General features: G+C 67.2%; 15 protein-coding genes and 2 pseudogenes. 9 read left to right on the top strand and 8 right to left on the bottom strand.

Features of this window, described 5'->3' with window-relative positions:
* Nucleotides 1-357 precede the first annotated feature (357 nt).
* Both BM43_RS21520 and BM43_RS21525 read left to right on the top strand, forming a co-directional pair.
* Nucleotides 358-1,377, top strand: coding sequence for an outer membrane insertion signal protein (locus BM43_RS21520; protein ID WP_036049197.1), 1,020 nt, complete (start codon nucleotides 358-360; stop codon nucleotides 1,375-1,377).
* A 94-nt stretch (nucleotides 1,378-1,471) separates the two neighbouring features.
* A complete protein-coding gene (locus BM43_RS21525; protein ID WP_036049194.1) occupies nucleotides 1,472-2,776 on the top strand; it encodes an NAD(P)/FAD-dependent oxidoreductase in 1,305 nt (434 codons plus the stop codon).
* Nucleotides 2,777-2,795: 19 nt separating this feature from the next.
* Here the strand turns inward: BM43_RS21525 and BM43_RS21530 are convergent, their stop codons facing one another.
* Nucleotides 2,796-3,545 (bottom strand): SDR family oxidoreductase, encoded by a 750-nt coding sequence (locus BM43_RS21530; RefSeq protein ID WP_036049191.1) that lies wholly within the window; start codon nucleotides 3,543-3,545, stop codon nucleotides 2,796-2,798.
* A 112-nt stretch (nucleotides 3,546-3,657) separates the two neighbouring features.
* Between BM43_RS21530 and BM43_RS21535 the strand changes: the two genes are divergently transcribed.
* Complete coding sequence (locus BM43_RS21535; RefSeq protein WP_036049188.1) at nucleotides 3,658-4,575, top strand: LysR family transcriptional regulator; 918 nt, start codon at nucleotides 3,658-3,660, stop codon at nucleotides 4,573-4,575.
* A gap of 84 nt (nucleotides 4,576-4,659) precedes the next feature.
* Here the strand turns inward: BM43_RS21535 and BM43_RS21540 are convergent, their stop codons facing one another.
* The 7 genes from BM43_RS21540 to BM43_RS21570 all read right to left on the bottom strand — a co-directional run bounded on the left by BM43_RS21540 (nucleotide 4,660) and on the right by BM43_RS21570 (nucleotide 12,424).
* Nucleotides 4,660-6,210, bottom strand: coding sequence for a DHA2 family efflux MFS transporter permease subunit (locus BM43_RS21540; RefSeq protein WP_042284464.1), 1,551 nt, complete (start codon nucleotides 6,208-6,210; stop codon nucleotides 4,660-4,662).
* A gap of 33 nt (nucleotides 6,211-6,243) precedes the next feature.
* Complete coding sequence (locus tag BM43_RS21545; protein WP_036049185.1) at nucleotides 6,244-7,458, bottom strand: EmrA/EmrK family multidrug efflux transporter periplasmic adaptor subunit; 1,215 nt, start codon at nucleotides 7,456-7,458, stop codon at nucleotides 6,244-6,246.
* A gap of 76 nt (nucleotides 7,459-7,534) precedes the next feature.
* On the bottom strand, nucleotides 7,535-9,091 hold the full coding sequence (locus BM43_RS21550; protein WP_036049183.1) for an efflux transporter outer membrane subunit: 1,557 nt from the start codon (nucleotides 9,089-9,091) through the stop codon (nucleotides 7,535-7,537).
* A 126-nt stretch (nucleotides 9,092-9,217) separates the two neighbouring features.
* Nucleotides 9,218-9,700 (bottom strand): MarR family winged helix-turn-helix transcriptional regulator, encoded by a 483-nt coding sequence (locus BM43_RS21555; protein WP_036049180.1) that lies wholly within the window; start codon nucleotides 9,698-9,700, stop codon nucleotides 9,218-9,220.
* Nucleotides 9,697-10,143 carry a MarR family winged helix-turn-helix transcriptional regulator gene (locus BM43_RS21560; RefSeq protein ID WP_036049177.1) on the bottom strand — a complete coding sequence of 149 codons (447 nt, stop codon included), beginning with the start codon at nucleotides 10,141-10,143 and terminating at the stop codon, nucleotides 9,697-9,699. The genes BM43_RS21555 and BM43_RS21560 overlap by 4 nt, the downstream gene beginning before the upstream one ends.
* A 181-nt stretch (nucleotides 10,144-10,324) precedes the next feature.
* Nucleotides 10,325-11,239 (bottom strand): LysR family transcriptional regulator, encoded by a 915-nt coding sequence (locus BM43_RS21565; RefSeq protein ID WP_013699387.1) that lies wholly within the window; start codon nucleotides 11,237-11,239, stop codon nucleotides 10,325-10,327.
* A gap of 411 nt (nucleotides 11,240-11,650) precedes the next feature.
* The gene (locus BM43_RS21570) at nucleotides 11,651-12,424 is read right to left on the bottom strand and encodes an SDR family oxidoreductase (RefSeq protein WP_036049174.1); all 774 of its coding nucleotides are present in this window, start codon (nucleotides 12,422-12,424) and stop codon (nucleotides 11,651-11,653) included.
* 266 nt (nucleotides 12,425-12,690) lie between these two features.
* On the opposite strand from BM43_RS21570, the gene BM43_RS21575 reads away from it, so the two are divergent.
* The 6 genes and pseudogenes from BM43_RS21575 to BM43_RS21600 all read left to right on the top strand — a co-directional run bounded on the left by BM43_RS21575 (nucleotide 12,691) and on the right by BM43_RS21600 (nucleotide 21,831).
* Nucleotides 12,691-14,013 carry an AraC family transcriptional regulator gene (locus tag BM43_RS21575; protein ID WP_036049171.1) on the top strand — a complete coding sequence of 441 codons (1,323 nt, stop codon included), beginning with the start codon at nucleotides 12,691-12,693 and terminating at the stop codon, nucleotides 14,011-14,013.
* Between the two features lie 393 nt (nucleotides 14,014-14,406).
* Nucleotides 14,407-15,087: pseudogene (locus tag BM43_RS21580) on the top strand (lytic polysaccharide monooxygenase); the annotation flags it as partial.
* 780 nt (nucleotides 15,088-15,867) lie between these two features.
* On the top strand, nucleotides 15,868-17,553 hold the full coding sequence (gene aspT, locus BM43_RS21585; RefSeq protein WP_036049167.1) for an aspartate-alanine antiporter: 1,686 nt from the start codon (nucleotides 15,868-15,870) through the stop codon (nucleotides 17,551-17,553).
* Between the two features lie 93 nt (nucleotides 17,554-17,646).
* Nucleotides 17,647-19,299 carry a bifunctional aspartate transaminase/aspartate 4-decarboxylase gene (locus tag BM43_RS21590; RefSeq protein WP_036049164.1) on the top strand — a complete coding sequence of 551 codons (1,653 nt, stop codon included), beginning with the start codon at nucleotides 17,647-17,649 and terminating at the stop codon, nucleotides 19,297-19,299.
* A gap of 316 nt (nucleotides 19,300-19,615) precedes the next feature.
* Nucleotides 19,616-20,565, top strand: a pseudogene (locus tag BM43_RS39260) (IS3 family transposase); the annotation flags it as partial.
* Between the two features lie 213 nt (nucleotides 20,566-20,778).
* Nucleotides 20,779-21,831, top strand: a complete 1,053-nt coding sequence (locus BM43_RS21600; protein WP_036049159.1) for an IS110 family RNA-guided transposase — start codon at nucleotides 20,779-20,781, stop codon at nucleotides 21,829-21,831.
* Nucleotides 21,832-21,833 lie beyond the last annotated feature (2 nt).

Consider the following 21,833-nt stretch of genomic DNA (forward strand, 5'->3'; position numbering starts at 1 on the left):
GGCCGGCCGATCGTCGCTGATGCGATGGTAGACCAACCACCGCCGCCGTGCGCATCGCGCGCCGCGAACGGGCCCGGACGGCGGCCCGCCGGCCCCGATCGGCACCGCTCGCATTACATCCGTTGCATTACATCCGCCGCATTACATCCGTTTACGCCCGTCATGCGACGCCAGCGCGCAGCGCCCCTCGCAAACGCAGGCAGGGCCGCGCGCTGGCGCGGCTCCATGGCTTCCGGCGCCGCCACGCGTTTCTTACCGTCGTAATCCCCGGTCGCCAAACTGCGACGCCGCTTCCCGACAGCATTTTTACAAAAGCGCCACAATGGCCGCCCGATCGACAAACCCAGGAACAATCCCGTGCCGGTCCGCTCGCCCCTCCCCGCCTTTCCTGTTCCACGGCTGCCACGCGCGACCCTGATCGCGTCCCTGCTCGGCGCGGCAGCCCTCCACACCACGCCGGCCCAGGCGCAGGAATTCGCCCTGTTCGCCGGCCCGCTCTACGGCGCCGGCACGCACACCACCGCCTGGGCGCTCGACTACCGCGAGAGCCTCGGCAAGTACGCCGCCGCCAGCTTCACCTGGTACAACGAAGGCCACCTGCCGGGCCATCACCGCGACGGCCAGTCCGTGCAGTTCTGGGGACAACTGCCGCTCGCGCAGCGCCGCTTCGTGCTGTCCGCGGGCGTGGGCCCCTATCGCTACTTCGATACCGAGGCCGCCGCCGAAGGGCGCGGTTATTCGAACACCCACGGCTGGGGCGTGCTGATGAGCATCCGCGCGGCCTACTACACCTCGCATCGCTGGGTCACGCAGCTGCAGCTCAACCGCGTCCACACCTTCAGCGGCCCCGATACCACCTCGGTGATGTTCGGCATCGGCTACCAGCTCGACGCGCCCGACACGCCGGGCCCGCGCGACTACGCGGCGGGCCGGCTCGACCGAGTGACCCACAACGAGATCACCGGGATGGTCGGCGAGACCATCCTGAACAGCCGCAGCTCGCCCTCCACGTTGGGCGCGAGCCTCGAATACCGGCGCGGGCTGATGAAGTACCTAGACTGGACCGCGACCTATCTCTACGAGGGCTCGAAGCGCGCCACGCGCCGCAACGGCGTGGCCTCCGAACTGTGGGCCACGCGCGCCTTCTTCGACGACAAGCTCACGCTCAGCGCGGGCGCCGGGATGTACATCGCCGTCGACCAGCGCAACATCCGCGGCAACGACATCGGCGACGGCCGCCTGTCGGGCATCGTGTCGATCTCGGCGAGCTACCGACTCAGCGAGCGCTGGCTCACGCGCGTGACCTGGAACCGCGTGGTGACCCGTTACGACCGCGATACCGACGTGATCCAGGCCGGCCTCGGCTACCGGTTCTGATCGGCGCGCCCAGCATGGCGCGGGGGCCGCCGCGGCGCGCGACCCATTTCGGCGGCGTTGCGGGATGCCGCCGCGCATGAGACGATCCCCGCCCATGACACCGACCTTCCTCCAGCATGCGCACGCGCTCGCGCGTGACTCGTACTACGAAGCAACGGCCACCCGCCCGGCCGCCGACGATCCCGTCCTCGACGGCCCGCTCGAGGTCGACGTCTGCGTGATCGGCGCGGGCTTCTCGGGCCTGTCGGTCGCGCTCGACTGCCGCGCGGCCGGCATGAGCGTGGCCGTGCTCGATGCCTACCGCCCCGGCTGGGGCGCCTCGGGCCGCAACGGCGGCCAGGTGATCGGCGGTTTCGCCAAGGACGGCGAGATCGAGCGGCAGCTCGGCAGCGACGGCGCGCGCGCGGCCTGGCAGCTTTCGCTGGCCGGCGTCGAGCTGATCGCCGAGCGCATCGCGCGCCACGGCATCGATTGCGATTTCACGCGCGGCTACCTGACGGTCGCCACCAAGCCGCGCCGCGTGCCGGAGCTGCGCGAATGGATGGACGCCGCGACCCAGCGCTGGGGCCATCCCTCGCTGAGCTGGCTCGATACCGACGCGATCCGCGCGCGCATCGGCTCGCGGCTCTACCTGGCCGGCGTCCACGATCCGCTCTCGGGCCACCTGCATCCGCTCAAGTACTGCCTCGGCCTGGCCGAGGCCGCGCGCCGCGAGGGCGCGCTGCTGTTCGCGCATTCGATGGTCACCGGCGTGGTTCGCGGCGAGCGCCCGCTGGTGCGCACGCGCGGCGGCGAGGTGCGCTGCCGCCACGTCGTGTCCTGCGTCAACGCCGGCCCCGGCGGCTTCCTGCCCGAGCCGATCGAGGCCCGCATCGGCCCGGTGCCCTCCTACATCATCGCCACCGAGCCGCTCGGCGCCGAGCGCGCCGCCGCGCTGATCCCGGGCCGCGAGGCGATCTGCGACAACAATGTCTTTCTGGACTACTACCGGCTCTCGGCCGACCACCGGATGCTGTTCGGCGGGCGCGCGAGCTCGGCGGGCGCGGCGCCGGCCGAACTGACGGCCGCCATCCGCACGCGCATGATCGAGGTGTTCCCGCAACTGGCCGACGCACGCATCGAGCACGCCTGGGGCGGGTTCGTCGACGTCACGCGCAATCGCGCGCCCGACTTCGGCGCGCTCGATCCCAACTACTTCTACCTGCAGGGCTACAGCGGCCACGGCGTGGCGCTGACTGGCATCGCCGGGCGCGCCGTGGCGCGGGCGATCGCCGGCGAGCGCGACAGCTTCGAGCTGTTCGCGCGGCTGCGGCACCGGCGCTTCCCCGGCGGCCCGGCCTGGCGCCAGCCCGCGCTCGAGCTCGGCATGCTCTACCACCAGCTGCTCGAACGCTTCTGAACCCCCGCCGGGCCCTCGCTCAGAGCGTGCCCATCCCGCCGTCGGCGATGATCTCGCTGCCGACGATGAAGGCCGATTCGCTGGCTGCCAGGTGCAGCACGGTCGAGGCGATCTCGGCCGGCTCGCCGAAACGGCCGAGCGGCACCTGGGCGCGGATCTGCTCGGACGCCGCCGCGAGGCCCGCCGCGTCGAAGCCGAACTTGTCGTAGAGCGGCGTGCTCACCGGGCCCGGGCTCACCACGTTGACGCGCACGCCACGCGGCAGCAACTCGGCCGACAGCGTCTTCACCAGCGAGATCAGCGCCGCCTTGCTGGCCGCGTAGATCGACGAGGTCGGCATGCCGATATGCGCGTTGATCGAGCCGTTCAGCACGATCGAGGCGCCGCGGTTCAGCAGCGGCAGCAGCGCCTGGATCTGGAAATAGGCGCCCTTCACGTTGCTGTCGAAGGTCAGGTCCCAGAGCGCCTCGTCGGCGTCCTCGAAGGGCACCAGCTTCGCCACCCCCGCATTGATGAACACCGCGTCGAGCCGCAGCCCCGCCGCGGCGATCGCCTCGGCCAGCTCGCGCGCGGCGGCCGCCGCGCCGGTGGTGTTGCGGATCGCCAGCGCGTCGGCGCCGAGCGAGGCGCGGGCGCTGTCGAGCGTGGCCGCGTCGCGGCCGGTGATGATCACGCGCGCGCCCTCGGCCACGAAAGCCTGGGCGGCCGCCAGGCCGATGCCGCTGTTGCCGCCCGTGACGAGGACGGTCTTGCCGGTGAAACGGTTCATGTCGGTGCTCCTTGGAGAGAAGAAGTCGTTCGACTTCGGTGCAGCCATGATGGACGCCTCAACTTGCCTTGCCGTACCATCCCGTCGATGAACACGTTCGAAGGAGTCGAACATGTTGTCCGAGGATGAACTGGCCCTGCTCGACGCGATCCGCGAGACCGGCAGCCTGACGCGGGCCGCCGCCCGCCTGGGCAAGGCGCCGTCGACAGTCTCCCACGCGGCGCGGCAGCTCGAGGCGCGCTTCGACGCGCTGCTGTTCGACCGGCGCCGCTACCGGCTGCAGCTCACGCCAGCCGGCAAGCTGCTGGCCGAGGACGCGGCGCGGCTGATGCAGGACGTGGCGCGGCTCGCCCGGCGCGTGCGCCAGGTCGCCAGCGGCTGGGAGGACCGGCTGTGGATCGTGACCGACGAGGTGATCGAGTTCGCCCTGCTGGCGCCGCTGATCCACGATTTCGACAGGCTCGATTCGGGCGTGGCGCTGCGCATCACGCACGAGGTGCTGGGCGGCACCTGGGAAGCGCTGCGCGACGGCCGCGCCGACCTGATCGTCGGCGCCACCAACGAGCCGCCGGCGATGGCGAACCTGCGCTGGCTCGAACTGGGGGCGATGGACTGGGTATTCGCCGTCTCGCCGCGGCACCCGCTCGCCGGCGAGCGGGTGCCGCTCACGCGGGAGGCGATCGCCCGGCATCGCGCCGTGGTAGTGGCCGATTCCTCGCGCGCCACGGCCGGCCGCGCCTATGGCGTGCTCGGCGGCCAGCCTTCGCTGGCCCTGCCCACCATGCAGGCGAAGATCGTCGCGCAGCGCGAGGCGCTCGGCGTGGGCTGGCTGCCGCGCGAGCGGATCGCCTCGCTGCTCGCCAGCGGCGCGCTGCTCGAGAAGCGCACCGCCGATCCGCGCGAGCCGAACCTGCTCTACGCGGCCTGGCGCGGCGATCGCGAGGGCCGCGCCCTGCAATGGTGGATCGAGAAACTGAAGGCGCCGCGCCTGGCGCGGCGGCTGGTGCGCGGCACCGATGCCTTCGCATGACGGTGCCGGCGAACGGGAAGAAAACCGGAAGGACAATGACGAAGCGGCCCGCCGCCCCTCGAGGACGGCGGGCCGCTCGCGCGTTCAGTGCGCGCCGCCCGCGTCGGCCGGCGCGTTCGAACGTGCCGGCTTGGTGATCCAGATCAGCGGGATGATCGCGATGAAGATCAGCGCCGAGATGTAGAACACGTCGTTGAGCCCCATCACCGCGGCCTGCCCGTCGACCGACAGGTTGAACAGCGCATGCGCCGTATCGCGCCCGACATGCAGCAGCGATTGCGTCGAGTCGATCGACTGGCTGAAGTCGGGGTTGGTCGCGTTGGCCTGCTCGGTCAGCCGCTCGTGATGCAGCACCGTGCGGTTGTTCCAGGCATTGCCGATCACCGAGGTGCCCACCGCGCCGCAGAAGGTCCGCCCGAAGTTCGAGAGCCCCGCGGCGGCCGGGATCTTCTCGGGCGGCAGGCCCGAGAGGATGATCGCGGTCAGCGGCACGAAGAACATCGCCATCGGGATGCCCTGCAGCAAGGTCGGCAGCACCAGGTCCCAGTTCGACACGTCGGTGTAGAAGCGGGTGCGCATGAAGAACACCGCGGCGAAGCTGATGAAGGCCAGGGTGGCGATATAGCGGGCATCGGTGCGCGGCAAGATGCGCGCCATCAGCGGCGTGAGCAGGATCGCGAACACCCCGAGCGGCGCGGTGGTCAGCCCCGAATCGACGGCGCGATAGCCGAGATACTCCTGCATCCACTGCGGCAGCAGCACCAGGGTGCCGAAGAACATGCCGTAGGCCACCGACAGCGCGATCGTGCCGCCCGCGAAATTGCGCTGCTTGAACAGGCGGATGTCGACCACCGGGTTCTTCTCGGTCAGCTCCCAGATCACGAAGAAGGCGAAGCCGACCGCCGCGACGATCGCCAGCGCGATGATGAAGGGCGAATTGAACCAGTCGAGATCCTTGCCCTTGTCGAGCATCACCTGCAGCGAGGCCACCCAGACGATCAACAGCATCAGCCCGACCGTGTCGATCGGCAGGCGCCGCGTCTGCGATTCGCGCTCGCGGAAGATCGACCAGGTCACCGCGGCCGCGAAGATGCCGACCGGGATGTTGATGTAGAAGATCCAGGACCAGTTGTAGTCGTAGGTGATCCAGCCGCCCAGCGAGGGGCCGGCGATCGGCCCGACCAGGGTCGTCATCGACCACAGCGCGAGCGCGGTCGATGACTTCTGCTTGGGCCAGGCGCCCAGCAGCAGCGCCTGCGAGAGCGGTGCGAGCGGGCCGGCGACGGCCCCCTGCAGGATCCGCGCGGCCAGCAGGGTCGGCAGGTTCGGCGCGCTCCCGCACAGCCAGGAGGCCAGCACGAACAGCAGGATCGCGGTGACGAACAGGCGTACCTGGCCGAAGCGCTGGGTGAGCCAGCCGGTGAGCGGGATCGACACGGCGTTGGCCGCCGCGAAGATCGTGATCACCCAGGTGCCCTCGTCGACCGAGACGCCGAGTTCGCCCGAGATGGTCGGGATCGCCACGTTCGCGATCGACGAGTCGAGCACGTTCATGAACATCGCGAGCGACACGGCGACCGTGCCGAGCGCGAGCTTGGCGCCCGTGAGGGGGCGCGGGACGGTGGAGGAATCCATGGCCATGATCCGATGGAAGGCGCGGGCGCCGCCTCAGGCGCGCGGCGCCGTGGCGGGACGCGATACCTGGGCCGCGCGCGCCGGGCCGCCGGCCGCGTTCTGCTCGATGATGCGCGCGATCTCCGCGTCTGCCTCGTCGCCGTACTTGGCGAACACGTCGGTCTGGTAGACGCTGTTCTGCACGCTGCCGAGCTGGCTGCCGCTCTCGTCCTTGATGTCGACGTCGACCTGCATCGACAGGCCGATGCGCAGCGGATGCCGTTCGAGTTCCTGCGGGTCCAGCGCGATGCGCACCGGCAGGCGCTGCACCACCTTGATCCAGTTGCCGGTGGCGTTCTGCGCCGGCAGCAGGGAGAAGGCCGAGCCGGTGCCGGCCGAGAAGCCGATCACCTTGCCGTGGTACTTCACCGAGGAGCCGTAGATATCGGCCGTCACGCTCACCGGCTGGCCGATGCGCATATGGTCGAGCTGCACTTCCTTGAAGTTGGCGTCGACCCAGATCTGGCCGAGCGGCACCACCGACATCAGCGGCGTGCCCGGCGAGACGCGCTGGCCGACCTGCACCGAGCGCTTGGCCACGTAGCCCGTGACCGGCGCCGGCAGCGTGTTGCGCGCGTTGTTGAGGTAGGCGTTGCGCACCGTGGCGGCGGCGGCCAGCACGTCGGGATGGTTGGCCACCGTGGTGTTGGCGGTCAGCGCGACGTTGGCGGCGAGCTGCTGCTTCGCGGCGTCGAGCGAGGCCTGCGCGGCCTTCACGGCGTCGCGCGCGTGCGAGATCTCTTCCTGCGAGACGGCGCCGGTCTGCGCCACCGCCAGACGGCGGCGCAGGTCGTCCTGCGCCTTGGACAAATCGGACTCGCGCTGGGCCACCTGGGCGCGATACTGGTCGTCGTCGGCATAGAGGCCGCGCACGCGGCGCACCGTCTGCGCCAGGTTCGCCTCGGCCGATTGCAGCGCGATCGCCGCGTCGGCGGGATCGAGCTTGACCAGCGGCTGGCCGATGCGGATCGACTGCGTGTCGTCGGCGTTCACCGCGATCACGGTGCCGGTGACCTGCGGCGTGATCTGCACCACGTTGCCGTTCACGTAGGCGTCGTCGGTTTCCTCGTGGAAACGCGCGACCAGGAAGTAGTAGAGGCCATAGGCGATCGCCGCGATCACGATCGCGAGGATCAGCAGCGTCATCATGCGCTTGCGCTTGCCGTTCTGCGCGGCGGGTGCCGCGGCTTGCTGTTGGGGTTCGCTCATCGCGAGGTTCTCCGTCGTGGCCCGTGCTTGTCGCAACGGGCCTGATCCACTATCGATTCGAAAAAAATCCGGAAACTCAGCCTGCCTGCGCGCCCGAGGCGGCAGCGGCCGGCGTGGCCGCCGCCTCGCCCGGCACGTCCGCGGTGGCGGGCGCAGCCCGCGGTTTCGCGTCGGGTGCCGCGAGCGGCGTGCCGCTTGCGTCGAAGCCGCCGCCCAGCGCGCTGATCAGGCCGATCTGCAGGTCGCGGCGACGCATCACCAGGTTGGTGACGGTCTGCTCCGCGCCCAAGCGGTTGATGTCGGCGCTGAGCACCTGCAGTTGCGGCGCGAGACCCGCCTTGTAGCGGATCACGGCGAGATCGTAGGCGCGCGTCTGGGCGTCGAGCGCGCGCTGCGCGTCGCCCATCTGCTTGTCCAGCGCGCGGATCGAGGCGACCTGGGTGGCCACGTCGTTGAGCGCGCCGATCAGCGTCTGGTTGTAGTTCGCCACGTCCAGATCGAAGTCGGCGTAGCGCCCCTTCAGTTGCGCGCGCAAGGCGCCGGCGTCGAAGATCGGCAGGTGCACGGCGGGGCCGAACTGCGCCTGGCGGCTCGCGAACTTCAGGAACTGGCCCCAGCCAAAGGCATCGAAGCCGAAACCGGCGGCGAGGTTCACATCCGGGAAGAATTCGGCCTTCGCCTCCTTCACGTCGTGCATCGCGCCCTCGACCTGCCAGCGTGCGGCGATCAGGTCGGGGCGGCGCGCCACCAGGTCGGCGGGAATGTTGCCGGGCAGCTCGACCGCGCCCCCGGGCTTGAGCACCGGCGTGGCGATCGCCAGCCCCCGGTCGGGGCCCTTGCCGAGCAGGGCCGCGAGCTGGTAGCGCGTGGTGGTGATCTGCCCGTCCAGTTCCGACAGCGAGGATTCGCTGGTGGCCACGTTGCCGCGCGCGGTCTGGCGCTCGACATTGGTGTCGAGCCCGGCGCCGACGCGGCCCTCGGTGATCCTGCCGACCGTCTCGCGATTGCCGATCTCGCGCTGGGCGATGTCGCGCAGCGCATAGAGCTGGGCCAACTGGTTGTAGGTGCGCGCCACCGATACCGCCAGCGTCACGCGCGCCTGCTGCACCTCGGCCTGGGCGGCCTTCTGCTGCGAGACCGCCGAGCGTAGCCGCTCGCGGTTCTTGCCCCACAGATCGAGTTCCCAGGATGCGCTGGCCAGCACGTTGTTCTCGCTGTACCAGTTGCCGCCATAGGGCGGCGGATACAGGCCGTTGCCCGAGTAGAGCTCGCGCGTCCAGGAATAGCTCGCGTCGACCTTCGGCATCAGCGCGGCGCGCGAGGATTCGATGTAGGACGAAGCCTTCGCGAGGCGCGCCTGCGCCTGGGCGATGCTCGGGTTGCCCGCGATCGCCTCGTCGATCAGCTTCGGCAACTGCGGATCGCCGAACTGGCTCGCCCAGTCGAGCGTCGGCCAATGGCCGCCCTCGGCGGGCAGGCTCTGGCTGGTCTCGAGCTGGGTGGCCGGCGTGATCTGCTTGTCGCTGTGGATGCCGATGTAGTTGGCGCAGCCGGCCAGCGCGAAGGCCGCCAGCGTCGCCATCGACGCCGCGCGGATCGCGCGCAGCGAGATCGGAGTGGGCTGCGCGATCATCGTGAGACTCCGCGGCGCACCATCCTGCCTGTGACGGTATTCATAGGAAAACGACTCCCTGCATTGATGGACTAGACAACTATTAAAAGACAATAAGCGCGCCCGAAACCGCCCCGTGCGCCGAACTCAGCCGCCGTTCGCGAGAATCCGCTTCAGCATCCGGACCAGCGCCTCGGCTTCCTCCGCGACCAGCCCGTCGAGGCCCTCGTCGCGCACCGCCTCGAACAGCGCCGGCATGGCCGCCGCGAGCTCGCAGCCCGCCGTGGTGAGCGCCAGCCGCACCACCCGGCGATCCTCCAGCGCGCGCACCCGCTGCAACAGCCCGCGCGACTCGACGCGATCGAGCACGCGCGTGATCGCGCTGGCATCGACGCAGCATTCGCGCGCGAGATCGGCCGCGGTCTCGCAATGGCCGGCCGCCAGCAGGAACAGCACCTTGCCCTGCACGCCCGTCACGCCAAGCTCGGCCAGCGCGCGATGGGTGATCCGCTGCATCATCCGCGCGTGCGTCTGCGTCAGCAGGTAGCCGAGGCTCGCGCCATGCTCGTCGCTGGGCACCGTCAGCGCCTGCGCGGGCAGGTGCAGCGGCTTGCCGGGCGCGCCGCTCATACCGGCGCGCCGTCCGGCGCGAACTCGCGTGCCAGCTCGGCCAGCGCCTGGTCGAGCGCCTGCGCGCGCGGCGCGCCGAAGCGGCCCTCGAAGGCGGCCTGCGCGGCATGCCAGTGCCGCATCGCCTCCGCCAGGCGGCGCTGGCCGGCCGGCGTCAAGGTGAAACGCTGCCGCCGACCGCCGCCTTCGTCCTGCGTCTGCAACACCAGCGCCTCGCGCAGCAAGGGTTTGAGCGTGCGCACCAGGGTCGTGCGATCGGTCGAGGTGGCGCGTGCCAACTCGGCCATGGTCGCGCTGGCCTGCTCGCTCAGGAAACGCAGAATGCTGAATTGCGACGGCGTCACGCCGGCTTGCGACAGATACAACTCGTAGAACCGGGAGACATGACGCGCGGCCTGGCGAATCGCAAAACAGTGGTCCGTATCGGGGGGCTTTCTGTGCATGCGCACAGACTAGAGATGGAGGGCCGGGTCATCAACGCCGCCAGACGCAACCCATTATCACTGTCACGACAAGAATCGACGCGGCAAGGATTTTAAGCGTCTGCCGGGAATGCCGAGGCGCAGCCGGCGAAATGAAAATGAAAGGATAAGCCGGCGCGAGCACGCACCTGGGCGAGCCGGCTCAGCGCGGCAGCGGTGCGTTCGCGCTTTCGAAGAAGCCGACCGTGTGCTCGATGAAGCTGCGCACCTTGGCCGGCAGCAGGGTGCGGGAGCTGTAAGCCAGACGGATCTCGGCGCCCATGTCGACCAGCGGAAAATCGGGCAGCACCGAGACCAGTTGCCCGCTCTCGAGGTATTCCTCGACCACCGAGGTCGGCAGCATGCCGAGCCCGAAGCCCTTCAGAACCAAGCCGAGATTGAAGGGCGCGTTGTTCGACTCGATCTCGTAGCGAAACGGCACCGTGAGCGCCTCCCCGTCGACGCGAAAGCGCATTTCGGGCTTGCGGATCGAGGTCGAGAAGGCCACCACCATGTGGTCGGCGATCTGCGAGGGATGCGTGGGCGTGCCGGCGCGCGCCAGGTACTCGGGCGAACTCACCAGCTCGAACGGGATCATCTCCATCAGCCGCGTGACCACCGTGTCCGAGGTCAGCATGAAGGGCAGCAGCAGGCCGATGTCGTAGCCTTCGGCCACCAGGTCGACGGGGCGCTCGGCCAGCGTCACGTCGATGCTGACCTTCGGGTACTTGCGCTTGTAGCTGGCGATCAGCGGCAGCAGGCGATGGGTGGTGGCGGTGGCATGCGAGATCACGCGCAGCACGCCGCTGGGCTCGCGCGCCTGGGTCGAGGCGCCCTCCTCGAGCGCGTCGAGATCGGCGATCACGCGCACGCAGCCTTCGTAGAACTGCTCGGCGGCCTCGGTCAGCGAGATCTGCCGCGTGGTGCGATGGAACAGGCGCACGCCGAGCCGCTTCTCCAGCGATGCGACCGCGCGCGAGACGACCGGCGTGGACAGGCCCAGCATGTCGGCCGCACGCGTGAAGCCTCGGGCTTCGACGACCGAACAGAAGATACGCAAGCTATCGATATATTCCATGACGACTTTTCCGGGTAGCGTGCGCGATTCGACACGGATGGCGCGGGATGGCCGCGCGGCCGCCACATCGCCGTCGGTCGGGTTTCGCTCGTGGCGAAACGCATCGTCGATTGCGGCGACGAGGAACCGTACGAAAAGGAGGGCGGCGGCGGTATTTTATCGTGTCCGATGGGAGCTCGCCGGGCTTGGCGGCACTGCTTCATCGCGCGATCGAGTGTAACGTCGTGAAGACGTGACTCGCGTGCGAATATTGTGAATCGTCTGGCGAATCATGCGCGCGCGACGCGGGCCGATCGAGCCGCGGACGATGCGCGGGAGCGGCGCGGAGGATGCGGGAAGAGGCGGCAATGGCCCGGCGGCGGCGCGCGGGCCCCGCCGAAGCAGGCGGCCTGGCCGCCTGCCCGAGCGCACTTACTTGGTGGTGTAGCCGCCGTTGATCAGGATCGTCTGCCCCGTGATCCACCAGCCATCGCTGACCAGATGCCGGATGAAGGGCACCACGTCCTCGATGTCGGTCAGGCCGGTCTTCGAGAACGGCGAGAGCGCCGCCGCCGTGCGGTGATAGGCAACCGCGTCGGCACCTTCGGCGGGATAAAAGAACGGCGTATCCATCGGGCCGGGGCCCACCGCCGTGACCGAGATGCCGCGCGCGCCGAACTCCTTGGCCGCCGCGCGCGTGAAGTGCTCGACCGGCGCCTTGGTGCCCGCGTAGGCCGCGTAGAACGGCGTGAAGGCGCCGAGCAGCGAGGTCACCAGGGTGCAGACCTTGCCGTTGTCGCGCACGTGCTTGCCCGCTTCGCGCAGGAACAGGAAGGCCGTCTTGGCGTTGACCGCCGTCATCTCGTCGTACTCGGCCTCGCTGATTTCCGTGAATGCTTTCTTCAGCACCTTGCCGACCGTGTTGATCGCGATGTCGGGCTGGCCGATCGCCGCGACGGTATCGGCGAACAGCTTCTCGACCGCCACGCCGGTGGTCAGGTCGGCCTGGAAGGCGACCGCCTCGGCGCCGGCCGCGCGGATCGCGGCGACGGTCTCGTCGGCCGCCGCGCGCGAGCTCGCGCTGTTGTAGTGGATCGCCACCGCCCGCGCGCCCTGTTCGGCCAGGTCGCGCGCGATCAGCCCGCCCAGGTTCTTCGCGCCGCCGGCGATCAGCGCCGTCTTGCCCTTGATTCCGTGATCCGCCATCGCTGTTCTCCTCGCGTCCAAAATGTTCGGGGTCCGGATCAATACCGGGCGCGCTGCGGGACGCGCCGCGCCGGCCGGACCCAGCCAGACCCGCCAGTATAGGAATGAATCGCGGCGGGATTTGTCGGGAATTTCACGCCGGAATCCGATAACGCGGCGGTCGTGGCGCGGCGACGCCGATCTCACCATGCTTGACATTCGTTCGTGCCATTTGCGACTAGCATCGCGCGAAGCGTGGTCGTCCCCCACGCCGCACGAGGCATACGATGCAGCCAGCTCCTGTCGAACACCATCGATTCCAGAGCGCCGACCCCGACGAAGTCTCGGCATTCATCAGTCAAATCTACGCGGACAACCGCTTCGCCGCGCATCGCGCCGGAGCGCGCGAGATCAGCATCGCCGGGCAGGCCTGGAACGGCATCAGCATCTGCGACGTCGACTACGACATCCCGTTTCGCTTCGATTCCGAACTGGCACGACCGAATTACCTGATCCTGTCCTGCACACGCGGCGGCGCCCGTTATTCGCGCGGGCGCCTGGCCATCGATTGCGCGCCCGGCGACGTGATCCCGATCTCGTCGACCGGCAATTCCACCTGCATCGCGCACGACGAGGGGCTCGCGCATCTGTCGGTCCATGTCGATGCCGGGCAGTTGAACCGCTTCGCCGCGCAATGGCTGGGCGAGCCGCTCGACGCCCCCATCCTGTTCGACCTGAAACCGCTGCGTGCCGATGTTGCCGCGCAATGGAACCTCGCCGCCGGCTGCCTGCGGCAGATGCTGCTCATGGCGCCTGTGCCCGAGGCCGCCGCGCAGGGAATCGTCGAGCACATGATGAAGATGCTGCTCGAGGGCCAGCCTCACGAACATCGCCAGCGCTTCACCAACCCGCATCCCGCCGACGAGACGCTGGCGCGCAGCGCCATCGACATGATCCGCGCCGATCCGCTGCGCTGGAAGTCGATCACCACCCTCGCCCATGCGCTCGGCTGCGCGACCGGCATGCTCGAACACGCGATCCGTCGCCATGCCGGCCGGACCTCGGCCGAGCTGCTCGTCCAGGCGCGGCTCGACCGGCTGCATCGCGTCCTGCTCTCGGCCGGCGGCGCCCAGGGTTTCGTCGAAACCCTGCGCGAACACGGCTTCGCCATCTCGAACCGCTTCCTGCTGGCCTATGAGCGGCGTTTCGGCGAGGCGCCGAGTTCGACTTGGCGGCGCAATCCCAACCGGCCGCTCGATGCGACACGCGTCGACGCGGGCACACGCGATCTGTGCGAAGCCAGCATCGATCGCTACATCGACGCCAACCTCTCGCGTTCGATCAGCGTCGGCGATCTCGCCAGACTGGTCGGGCTCAGCGAATACGACACGATCGAGGCCTTCAAGGCCGCCTTCTCGCGCACGCCGAAGCAATACCTGATCGAGCGGCGGCTGGCGCACGCGCGGGCCATGCTGCGCGACAGCTCGGCGACCATCCTCGCGATCGCGATGGCCTGCGGCTTCGGCACCCAGAGCCACCTGACCGCAACCATGCGCATGCATTTCGGCGAGACGCCGGGCCAGATCCGCAGGCGCGGCACCGGGGCATGATCGAGGGCGGGAATATCGCCTTCGATCTCGCTCGAAAAACAAAAAGAAAATCGCGGAAAAATATCCTGGTTCATTGACGAGAAATCGCCATTCTCAATGGCTTGATACGAGCTAAGTCAACGATCTTCCGGTTTATGAACCAAAGTAAAAATCCCGAATAAATTCATTCCGTCAACAACGCTTTCATATCGCGATCGAAAGCTTGCATCGCGTAATGTTGTTGTGCATATTCCCGAAAGGCGTGCAGGCCGCGTCAAGGCCGTCGATTGACGTCGACACGGCTTCTCACTACGCACTCCTGATCAAAAACACGAATAATTTCCGAGAGAATCCATCATGTCGATCCAATTGTTTTCCACGCAAGCGAAACACGCCAGATTCGCCCGGATGTTTGCACTGCTGCCGATCTGCGCGGCCGCGCTCACGGCCGGCATGCAGGAAGCCGGCGCGCACGGCGCGATCGGTACGCCGATCGCGCGCCAGTATCAATGCCGGCTCGAGGGCGGCTACTGGGATCCGGCCGACGGCAGCGGCATCCCGCATACCGATTGCCGCGCCGCCTACCAGAACGGCGGCAACTCGGCCTATCCATTCACGCAGTGGAACGAGTTCTCGGCCAACCCGATCGGCCAGGGCGACGACCTGGAGAAGCTGCAGCAAGCCGTGCCCGACGGCCTGCTCTGCGCGGGCGGCGACAAGAAGAAATCCGGCATCGACGTGCCGGCCGTGGCCTGGCGCAAGACCCGCGTGACGCCGGTGGGCGGCAAGATCGACGTGACCTGGGAAAACACCCAGAGCCACACGCCGTCGGTGATGCGCATCTACCTGAGCAAGCCCGGCTACAACCCGCAACAGCCGCTGCGCTGGGCCGATCTCGACAAGATCTACGACGCACCGGCACCGGCTCCGCAGCCGGCCAACGACGGCGGCCACCTGCCCGGCACCGTCACCTCGTTCTACAAGCTGAGCGTGCCGCTGCCGGCCGGCCGCACCGGCGACGCCGTGCTGTACAGCTACTGGCAACGCCGCGATGCGGGCAACGAGGGCTTCTTCAACTGCAGCGACATCACGATCCTGCCGGGGCGCTGAGCCGCGTCGCCGCTCGCCCGTCCCTGGAGCGGCTTCGCAAAGGCCAAGCGGGCGGCAGCTGGCCATCGCGCTCGCCTGCCGACAATCCTGATCGGCGGGCAAGCGCTGCACCGCTGCCCGTAACGCCTCGCGCCCGGCAATCCATGCCGATGTCGGGCGCATGTCCCGTCGAGCGACACATTCCACCACGACAGACACCGGCTCGCGAGCCGGCAAGCGCCTCACCCTCGCGCGGCTTCACGCGGACAGGACGGCGATCAAGCCTTCGCCGCCTCGAAGGTTGACAACTCAATTTGCCGGCGATCATTATCTCGAAAATGCCGGCGCAAGAGGCGATGCATCGCCCGGACCGGGCATGACTGCACGAGGCATGGTCGTATGGTTCGGCCATGAGGTACGCAGCGGGAATCAGGGCCGTCCCGATCGAGATACGCCTGCTCGACAGGCACGAACGGATCGTCGTCGGCGAGCGGGAAGCTCGCTCGTCCCGGCGCAACCGCTCATGGATTGTGGCGGAAGGTTGTTCGGCATTGCCGTGAAATCGCCTTTCCTATCGAGCCATTGTTCATCCGTGACCAGCACCGTACCGCCTGCCCGCCTCCTGCCGCTGACGACTGCCAGCGAGCCATCCCGTCCGGAACTTGAACGCGGGCATCGCTACGGCGTCCTCATCATTACCCAAGCCCCACCATACGATCGTCGTCACGCTCCGTAACGGCCCGCCGAGGCCGACGAAGCATTCTCTCCATTTCGCACGAGGACACGATGAACTGGATTCACGACATCCTTCAGAAGTCCCCCGATATCGCGCTGTTCCTGTCGCTGGCGGCCGGCTACTTCATCGGCCAGATCAACTTCGGCAAGTTCCAGCTCGGTGGCGTCGGCGGCTCGCTGCTCGCGGCCGTGGTGATCAGCCAGGCCGGCGTGACCATCGACGACGGCGTGAAGACCGTGATGTTCGCGGTCTTCATCTATGCCGTCGGGTATGACTCGGGTCCCGGCTTCTTCAATTCACTGAATCGCAATTCGCTGCGCGAGATCGCCATGGCGGTGTTCCTGGCCGTCTCCGCGCTGGTCACGGTGATCGTCTGCGCGAAGCTGTTCCACCTGAACAAGGGACTCGCGGCAGGCCTCGCGGGCGGCGCGCTGACCCAGTCCGCCATCATCGGCACGGCCGGCGACGCGATCGCCAGGCTCGGCCTGCCGGCCGACCAGGTCAAGTCGATGCAGGCCGATGTCGCCATCGCCTACGCGGTCACCTATGTGTTCGGCTCGCTCGGCGCGATCATCGTCTGCGTGAACGTGCTGCCGAAGTTCATGGGCCAGGGGCTGCGCGAGGCCGCGCTCGATGCCGAGCAGGCGCTGGCCGGCGGCAGGCCCGCGCCGGCCGCGGGACAGGTCGCCGTGCTGCCGGAACTGATCGGGCGCATGTACCGCGTGCGCGGCGGCGCCGGGCGCACCGTGAAGGAGATCGAGGTCGCGCACCAGGACTTCCTGACGATCGAGAAGATCCGGCGCGCCGGCAAGGCGGTCGAGCCGCGTCCCGACGTGATGCTGCGAGCCGAAGACGTGGTGCTGCTGGTCGGCCGTCGCGAAGGCATCATCGATGCGGCCGCCACCATCGGCGACGAACTGCCCGGCGGCGACGGCTTCGGCGCGGTGATGCAGACGCGCCAGGCCGTGTTCACGCGCAAGGGCATGAACCACACGACGATCGCGGCGGTACGCGCCAATGTCGACCGCGACCTGCGCCACGGCGTGTTCATCCAGGGCGTGACGCGCGCGGGCCAGCCGCTGCCGATCCTGCCCGAGACCGAGCTGATGCACGGCGACGTGGTGACCTTCTACGGATCGCCGCAGGACACCAGGCGGGCTGCCGACGAAACCGGCTACGAACTGCCCTATACCAACAAGACCGACTTCATCTACATGGGCGTCGGGCTGGTGGTCGGACTGCTGCTCGGCCTGGTCGTGGTGAACCTGGCGGGCATACCGCTCACGCTGGGCTCCGGCGGCGGCTGCCTGCTCGCGGGCCTGCTGTTCGGCTGGATGCGCGGCAAGCATCCGATGTACGGCGTGATGCCCTCGGCCGCCTCGCGGCTGCTGCAGGACTTCGGGCTCGCCGTGTTCGTCGCCGTGGTCGGCCTGAACTCCGGGCTGCAGGCGGTGGCCACGGTCAAGCAGAGCGGCCTGACGATCTTCCTGCTCGGCGTGTTCGTCACCCTGTTCCCCTTGATCCTGACCATGCTGTTCGGCCGCTACGTGCTGCGCTACCGCAACGCGGCGATCCTGGCCGGCGCGCTGAGCGGCTCGCGCAGCGCCAATCCCGCCTTCGGGGGCGTGCTCGACAAGGCCGAGAGCGCCGTGCCGACCGTGCCGTTCGCGATCACCTATGCGATCGCCAACGTGCTGCTGACCCTGCTGGGACCGCTGGTCGTCGGCCTGGTCTGAGCGAGGACGCGTCGCTTTTCGTTTTCCACTGTGCCGGCGGCAACGGCCACCAGAGGGCGTGCCCAGGCAGTCACCTAGGATGGAGTCCGTATCATGGCGAAACGCAAGAACAAGCAGGACGACCGGGCCAAATTCGCGGCGCTCAGCCCGTTCGAGCTGAAGGACGAACTGATCAAGGCGGCCGGCGGCGCGGCGGTGGCGCGCCCGGCCAATGCGACCATGCTCAATGCCGGGCGCGGCAACCCGAACTTCCTCGCCACCATCCCGCGCCACGGCTTCTGGCAGCTCGGCCTGTTCGCGATGCGCGAGGCCGAGCGCTCGTTCGCCTACATGCCGGAAGGCATCGGCGGCTTTCCCAAGCACGAGGGCATCGTCGAGCGCTTCGAGCTGTTCCTGCGCGAGGAGAAGGACAAGCCCGGCATCGGCTTCCTGCGCGGCGCCGTGTCCTACGTGCGCGACCAGCTTGGCCTGTCGGCCGGCGATTTCCTCTACGAGATGTGCGAGGGCATCCTTGGCGCCAACTACCCGGTGCCCGATCGCATGCTGGCGCTGTCCGAGCAGATCGTCGGCCAGTACCTGCGCCGCGAGATGATCGGCAAGCATCCCTTCGTCGGCGAGTTCGACGTGTTCGCGGTCGAGGGCGGCACCGCCGCGATGACCTACATCTTCAACACGATGCGCGAGAACCGGCTGATCCAGCCGGGCGACACGATCGCGCTGGGCATGCCGATCTTCACGCCCTACATCGAGATCCCCAAGCTCAACGACTACCAGCTGAACGTCGTCAACCTGAACGCCTCGGTCGAGAACAACTGGCAGTACTCGAACGAGGAGCTCGACAAGCTGCGCGACCCGAAGGTCAAGGCCTTCTTCCTGGTCAACCCGAGCAACCCGCCCTCGGTGAAGATCAGCGACGAGAGCCTGCGCTATATCGCCAGCATCGTCGAGGAGCGCCCCGACCTGGTGCTGCTGACCGACGACGTCTACGGCACCTTCGCCGACGATTTCGTCTCCCTGTTCGCGCTCGCGCCGAAGAACACCATCCTGGTCTATTCGTACTCCAAGTATTTCGGCGCGACGGGCTGGCGCCTGGGCACCATCGCGACGCATCGCGACAACGTGCTCGACCGCCTGATCGGCGAGCTGCCGAAGGCGGTGAAGCGCGAGCTGCATGCGCGCTACGAGTCGATCACCACCGACCCCGACTCGCTGAAGTTCATCGATCGCCTGGTAGCCGACAGCCGCACCGTGGCGCTCAATCACACGGCCGGCCTCTCGACGCCGCAGCAGGTGCAGATGGTGCTGTTCTCGCTGTTCTCGCTGATGGACACGCCCGATGCCTACAAGAACGCGCTCAAGCGGCTGATCCGCAGCCGCAAGCGCGCGCTGTACGAGGAAGTGGGCATCTCGTTCGAGGACGACGATCCGAACCAGGTCGACTACTACACGATCCTCGATCTGGAATTCCTCGGCGAACGAGCCTTCGGACGCGAGTTCGTCGACTGGTTGTTCGAGAACACCGAGCCTTCGGAGCTGCTGTTCCGGCTGGCCAGCGATGCGCGCGTGGTGCTGCTGCCGGGCCGCGGATTCGGCACCGCGCATCCCTCGGGGCGCGTGTCGCTGGCAAACCTCAACGAATCGGATTACCGCAAGATCGGCAAGGCGCTGCGCAAGCTGATCGAGGAATACGTCGAGCGCTTCAATGCCGATACGGGCAGGAAGCTCGATACCGAAACCGTGAAGTAAGCTTCAAATCCCCCTTTCGGCGGCGTGCGGCGACGGCCTCGCATCGATGTACGAGACCGGCTGAACCCAGAAACAAGAAACCCCGCTCAAAGGCGGGGTTCATTTCTTCTACCGTTTCCGTTTAAGGAAACTCAGAAAGGTTATCCGCACCGAAATTGTTGGTAAGCATCTTAATCTCACTCCACGAGCCGTCCGGAGAGGGACGGACTAACCAAAGTGGACTGCCCAGGGAATACTAGACGCCGCTGGCCTATGATTGGACTGCCCAGGGAATACTAGACGCCGCTGGCCTATGATTTGAGCATAGGAGGTCGTCATGAGCGCACAGAGATTTACCCCGGAATTCAAACAGGAAGCGGTTCGGCAAATCACCGAGCGGGGCTACTCCGTGGCCGAAGTTTCGGCCAGGCTGGGCGTATCTGCTCATAGCCTGTACAAGTGGGTCAAGGCGGTCAAGCCCGACAAGTCCGAGGCGCAAGCCAGCGAACTATTGGAAGCCAAGCAGGAGGTGCTTCGCCTGCGAGCTCAGATGCGTCGTCTCGAAGAAGAACGAGACATCCTAAAAAAAGCCGCGCGATACTTTGCCAGGGAGCCCGAGTGAAGTATCGCTTCATCAACGACCATCGGCATGAATTTCGTGTCGCTACGATGTGCCGAATGCTGGACGTTGCGCGTGCGGGCTACTATCACTGGCTGCATTTCCCGATGTCTGACCGAGATACCGAGGATCAGCGGCTGCTTGGACTGATTCGGGACTCGTATACAGCCAGCTACGGCGTTTATGGTGCGCGTCGCGTGTGCTGCGACCTACGCGAGGTGGGTGAAGTTTGCAGCAAGAACCGAGTGGCCAAAATCATGCAACGCAACGGTATCAAGGCGATTCGAGGATACAAGTCGCCTCGTCGCGCTGCTGGCCGGGCGTCGATTCTCGCGCCCAATCGACTGAACCGACAATTCACCGTCGAAGCGGCAGACCGTGCCTGGGTCACGGACATCACGTATCTGCGAACTTGGCAGGGCTGGCTTTATCTGGCGGTAGTACTGGACCTCTATTCGAGAAAAGTTGTGGGCTGGGCAATGAAGCCCACGCTTGCTCGCGAGCTGGTTCTCGACGCGCTGTTGATGGCGATTGTGCGCCGCCAACCGAAGCAATCCGTGTTGGTTCATTCCGACCAGGGGAGTCAATACGGCAGTGACGAATGGCGTCGCTTCTGCCAATCACACAAGCTCGAGCCTTCGATGAGTCGGCGTGGCAATTGCTGGGACACTCAGTCTAAGATCGCCTCTGAACGTCGGATCGATCTGACCCGTGCTGGGATTGGCGAAGCTGCCTTGGCGTTGACCTGTCGATCGGATTCCGGCGTTCCCCGAGCGTTGCCGGGCTCACCGTCTGTGACCTGATAGGAGCTTTGTTCTGCACCGTGAGTGTCCTGTCCTACGAGTGGGGTTGGCGATGTGCCCACTACGACGAAAACACGCATGGAACAAAACAACGAAGTGATTCTGGGCGTCGACACGCATCTGGATGCGCATGTCGGGGCTGTGATTAGCGAGACGGGCAAACTTCTTGGAACGCTGTCGGTATCGACCGATACGGCAGGGTATCTCAACCTGGTGAGCTGGGCGCATTCGTTCGGTCATCTGCGCCGCGCCGGCGTAGAAGGGACCGGCACCTACGGCGCGGGTTTGGCCCGCGTGCTACGCGATCACGAGATTGAGGTGCTGGAAGTCAATCGCCCTGACCGGGCGATGCGCCGGTCCCGAGGAAAGTCCGATCCCACTGATGCGGAAAACGCCGCCCGCGCGGTTCTTTCTGGCAGAGCAACGGCTGTTCCCAAGGAGCAGTCCGGCGCTGCCGAAGCAATGCGCGCCGTCTCCGTTGCCAGACGCAGCGCGGTCAAAGCGAAAACGCAAGCCATCAATCAGTTGCGCGCTTTACTAGTCAGCGCGCCACAGGAAATTCGCGAACGCCTTCTGAAAACGAAGACGGCGGAATGCGTTGCGAGCTGTGCCCGCCTGCGCTCGTTGGGCGACACGCCCATGTTGCAAACGTTGACGACCACGTTGCGCTTGCTGGCCAAGCGCTGGCTGGCGCTGGCAGAGGAGCTCAATACGCTCGATGCCATGCTTGATCGCCTGACCAGCCAACACGCTAGCCGGCTTCGTGACAGATTCGGTGTTGGCCCACAGACCGCTGCAGTGCTTGTCGCCGTCGCAGACGACAATCCCGAACGCCTGAAAAGTGAGGCTGCGCTGGCGGCGCTTTGTGGCACGAGCCCGTTGCAGGCATCGTCTGGCAAAACGGTCCGGCATCGCTTGAACAGAGGTGGCGACCGGTCTGCAAACAATGCCTTGTGGACCATTGCAATGGTGCGCATGAGAAGCGATCCTCGGACCCGTGCTTACGTCGAGCGCCGGACCAAAGAAGGCATGTCGAACAAGGAAATTCATCGCTGCCTGAAGCGCTATATCGTGAGGGAGTTGTACCCGCTCATCCTGGCCGATCTGGCCGATTCGACGCGCGTCCCTTGACA

The sequence above is a fragment of the Burkholderia gladioli genome (assembly GCF_000959725.1).
In the GTDB taxonomy this organism is placed as follows: domain Bacteria; phylum Pseudomonadota; class Gammaproteobacteria; order Burkholderiales; family Burkholderiaceae; genus Burkholderia; species Burkholderia gladioli.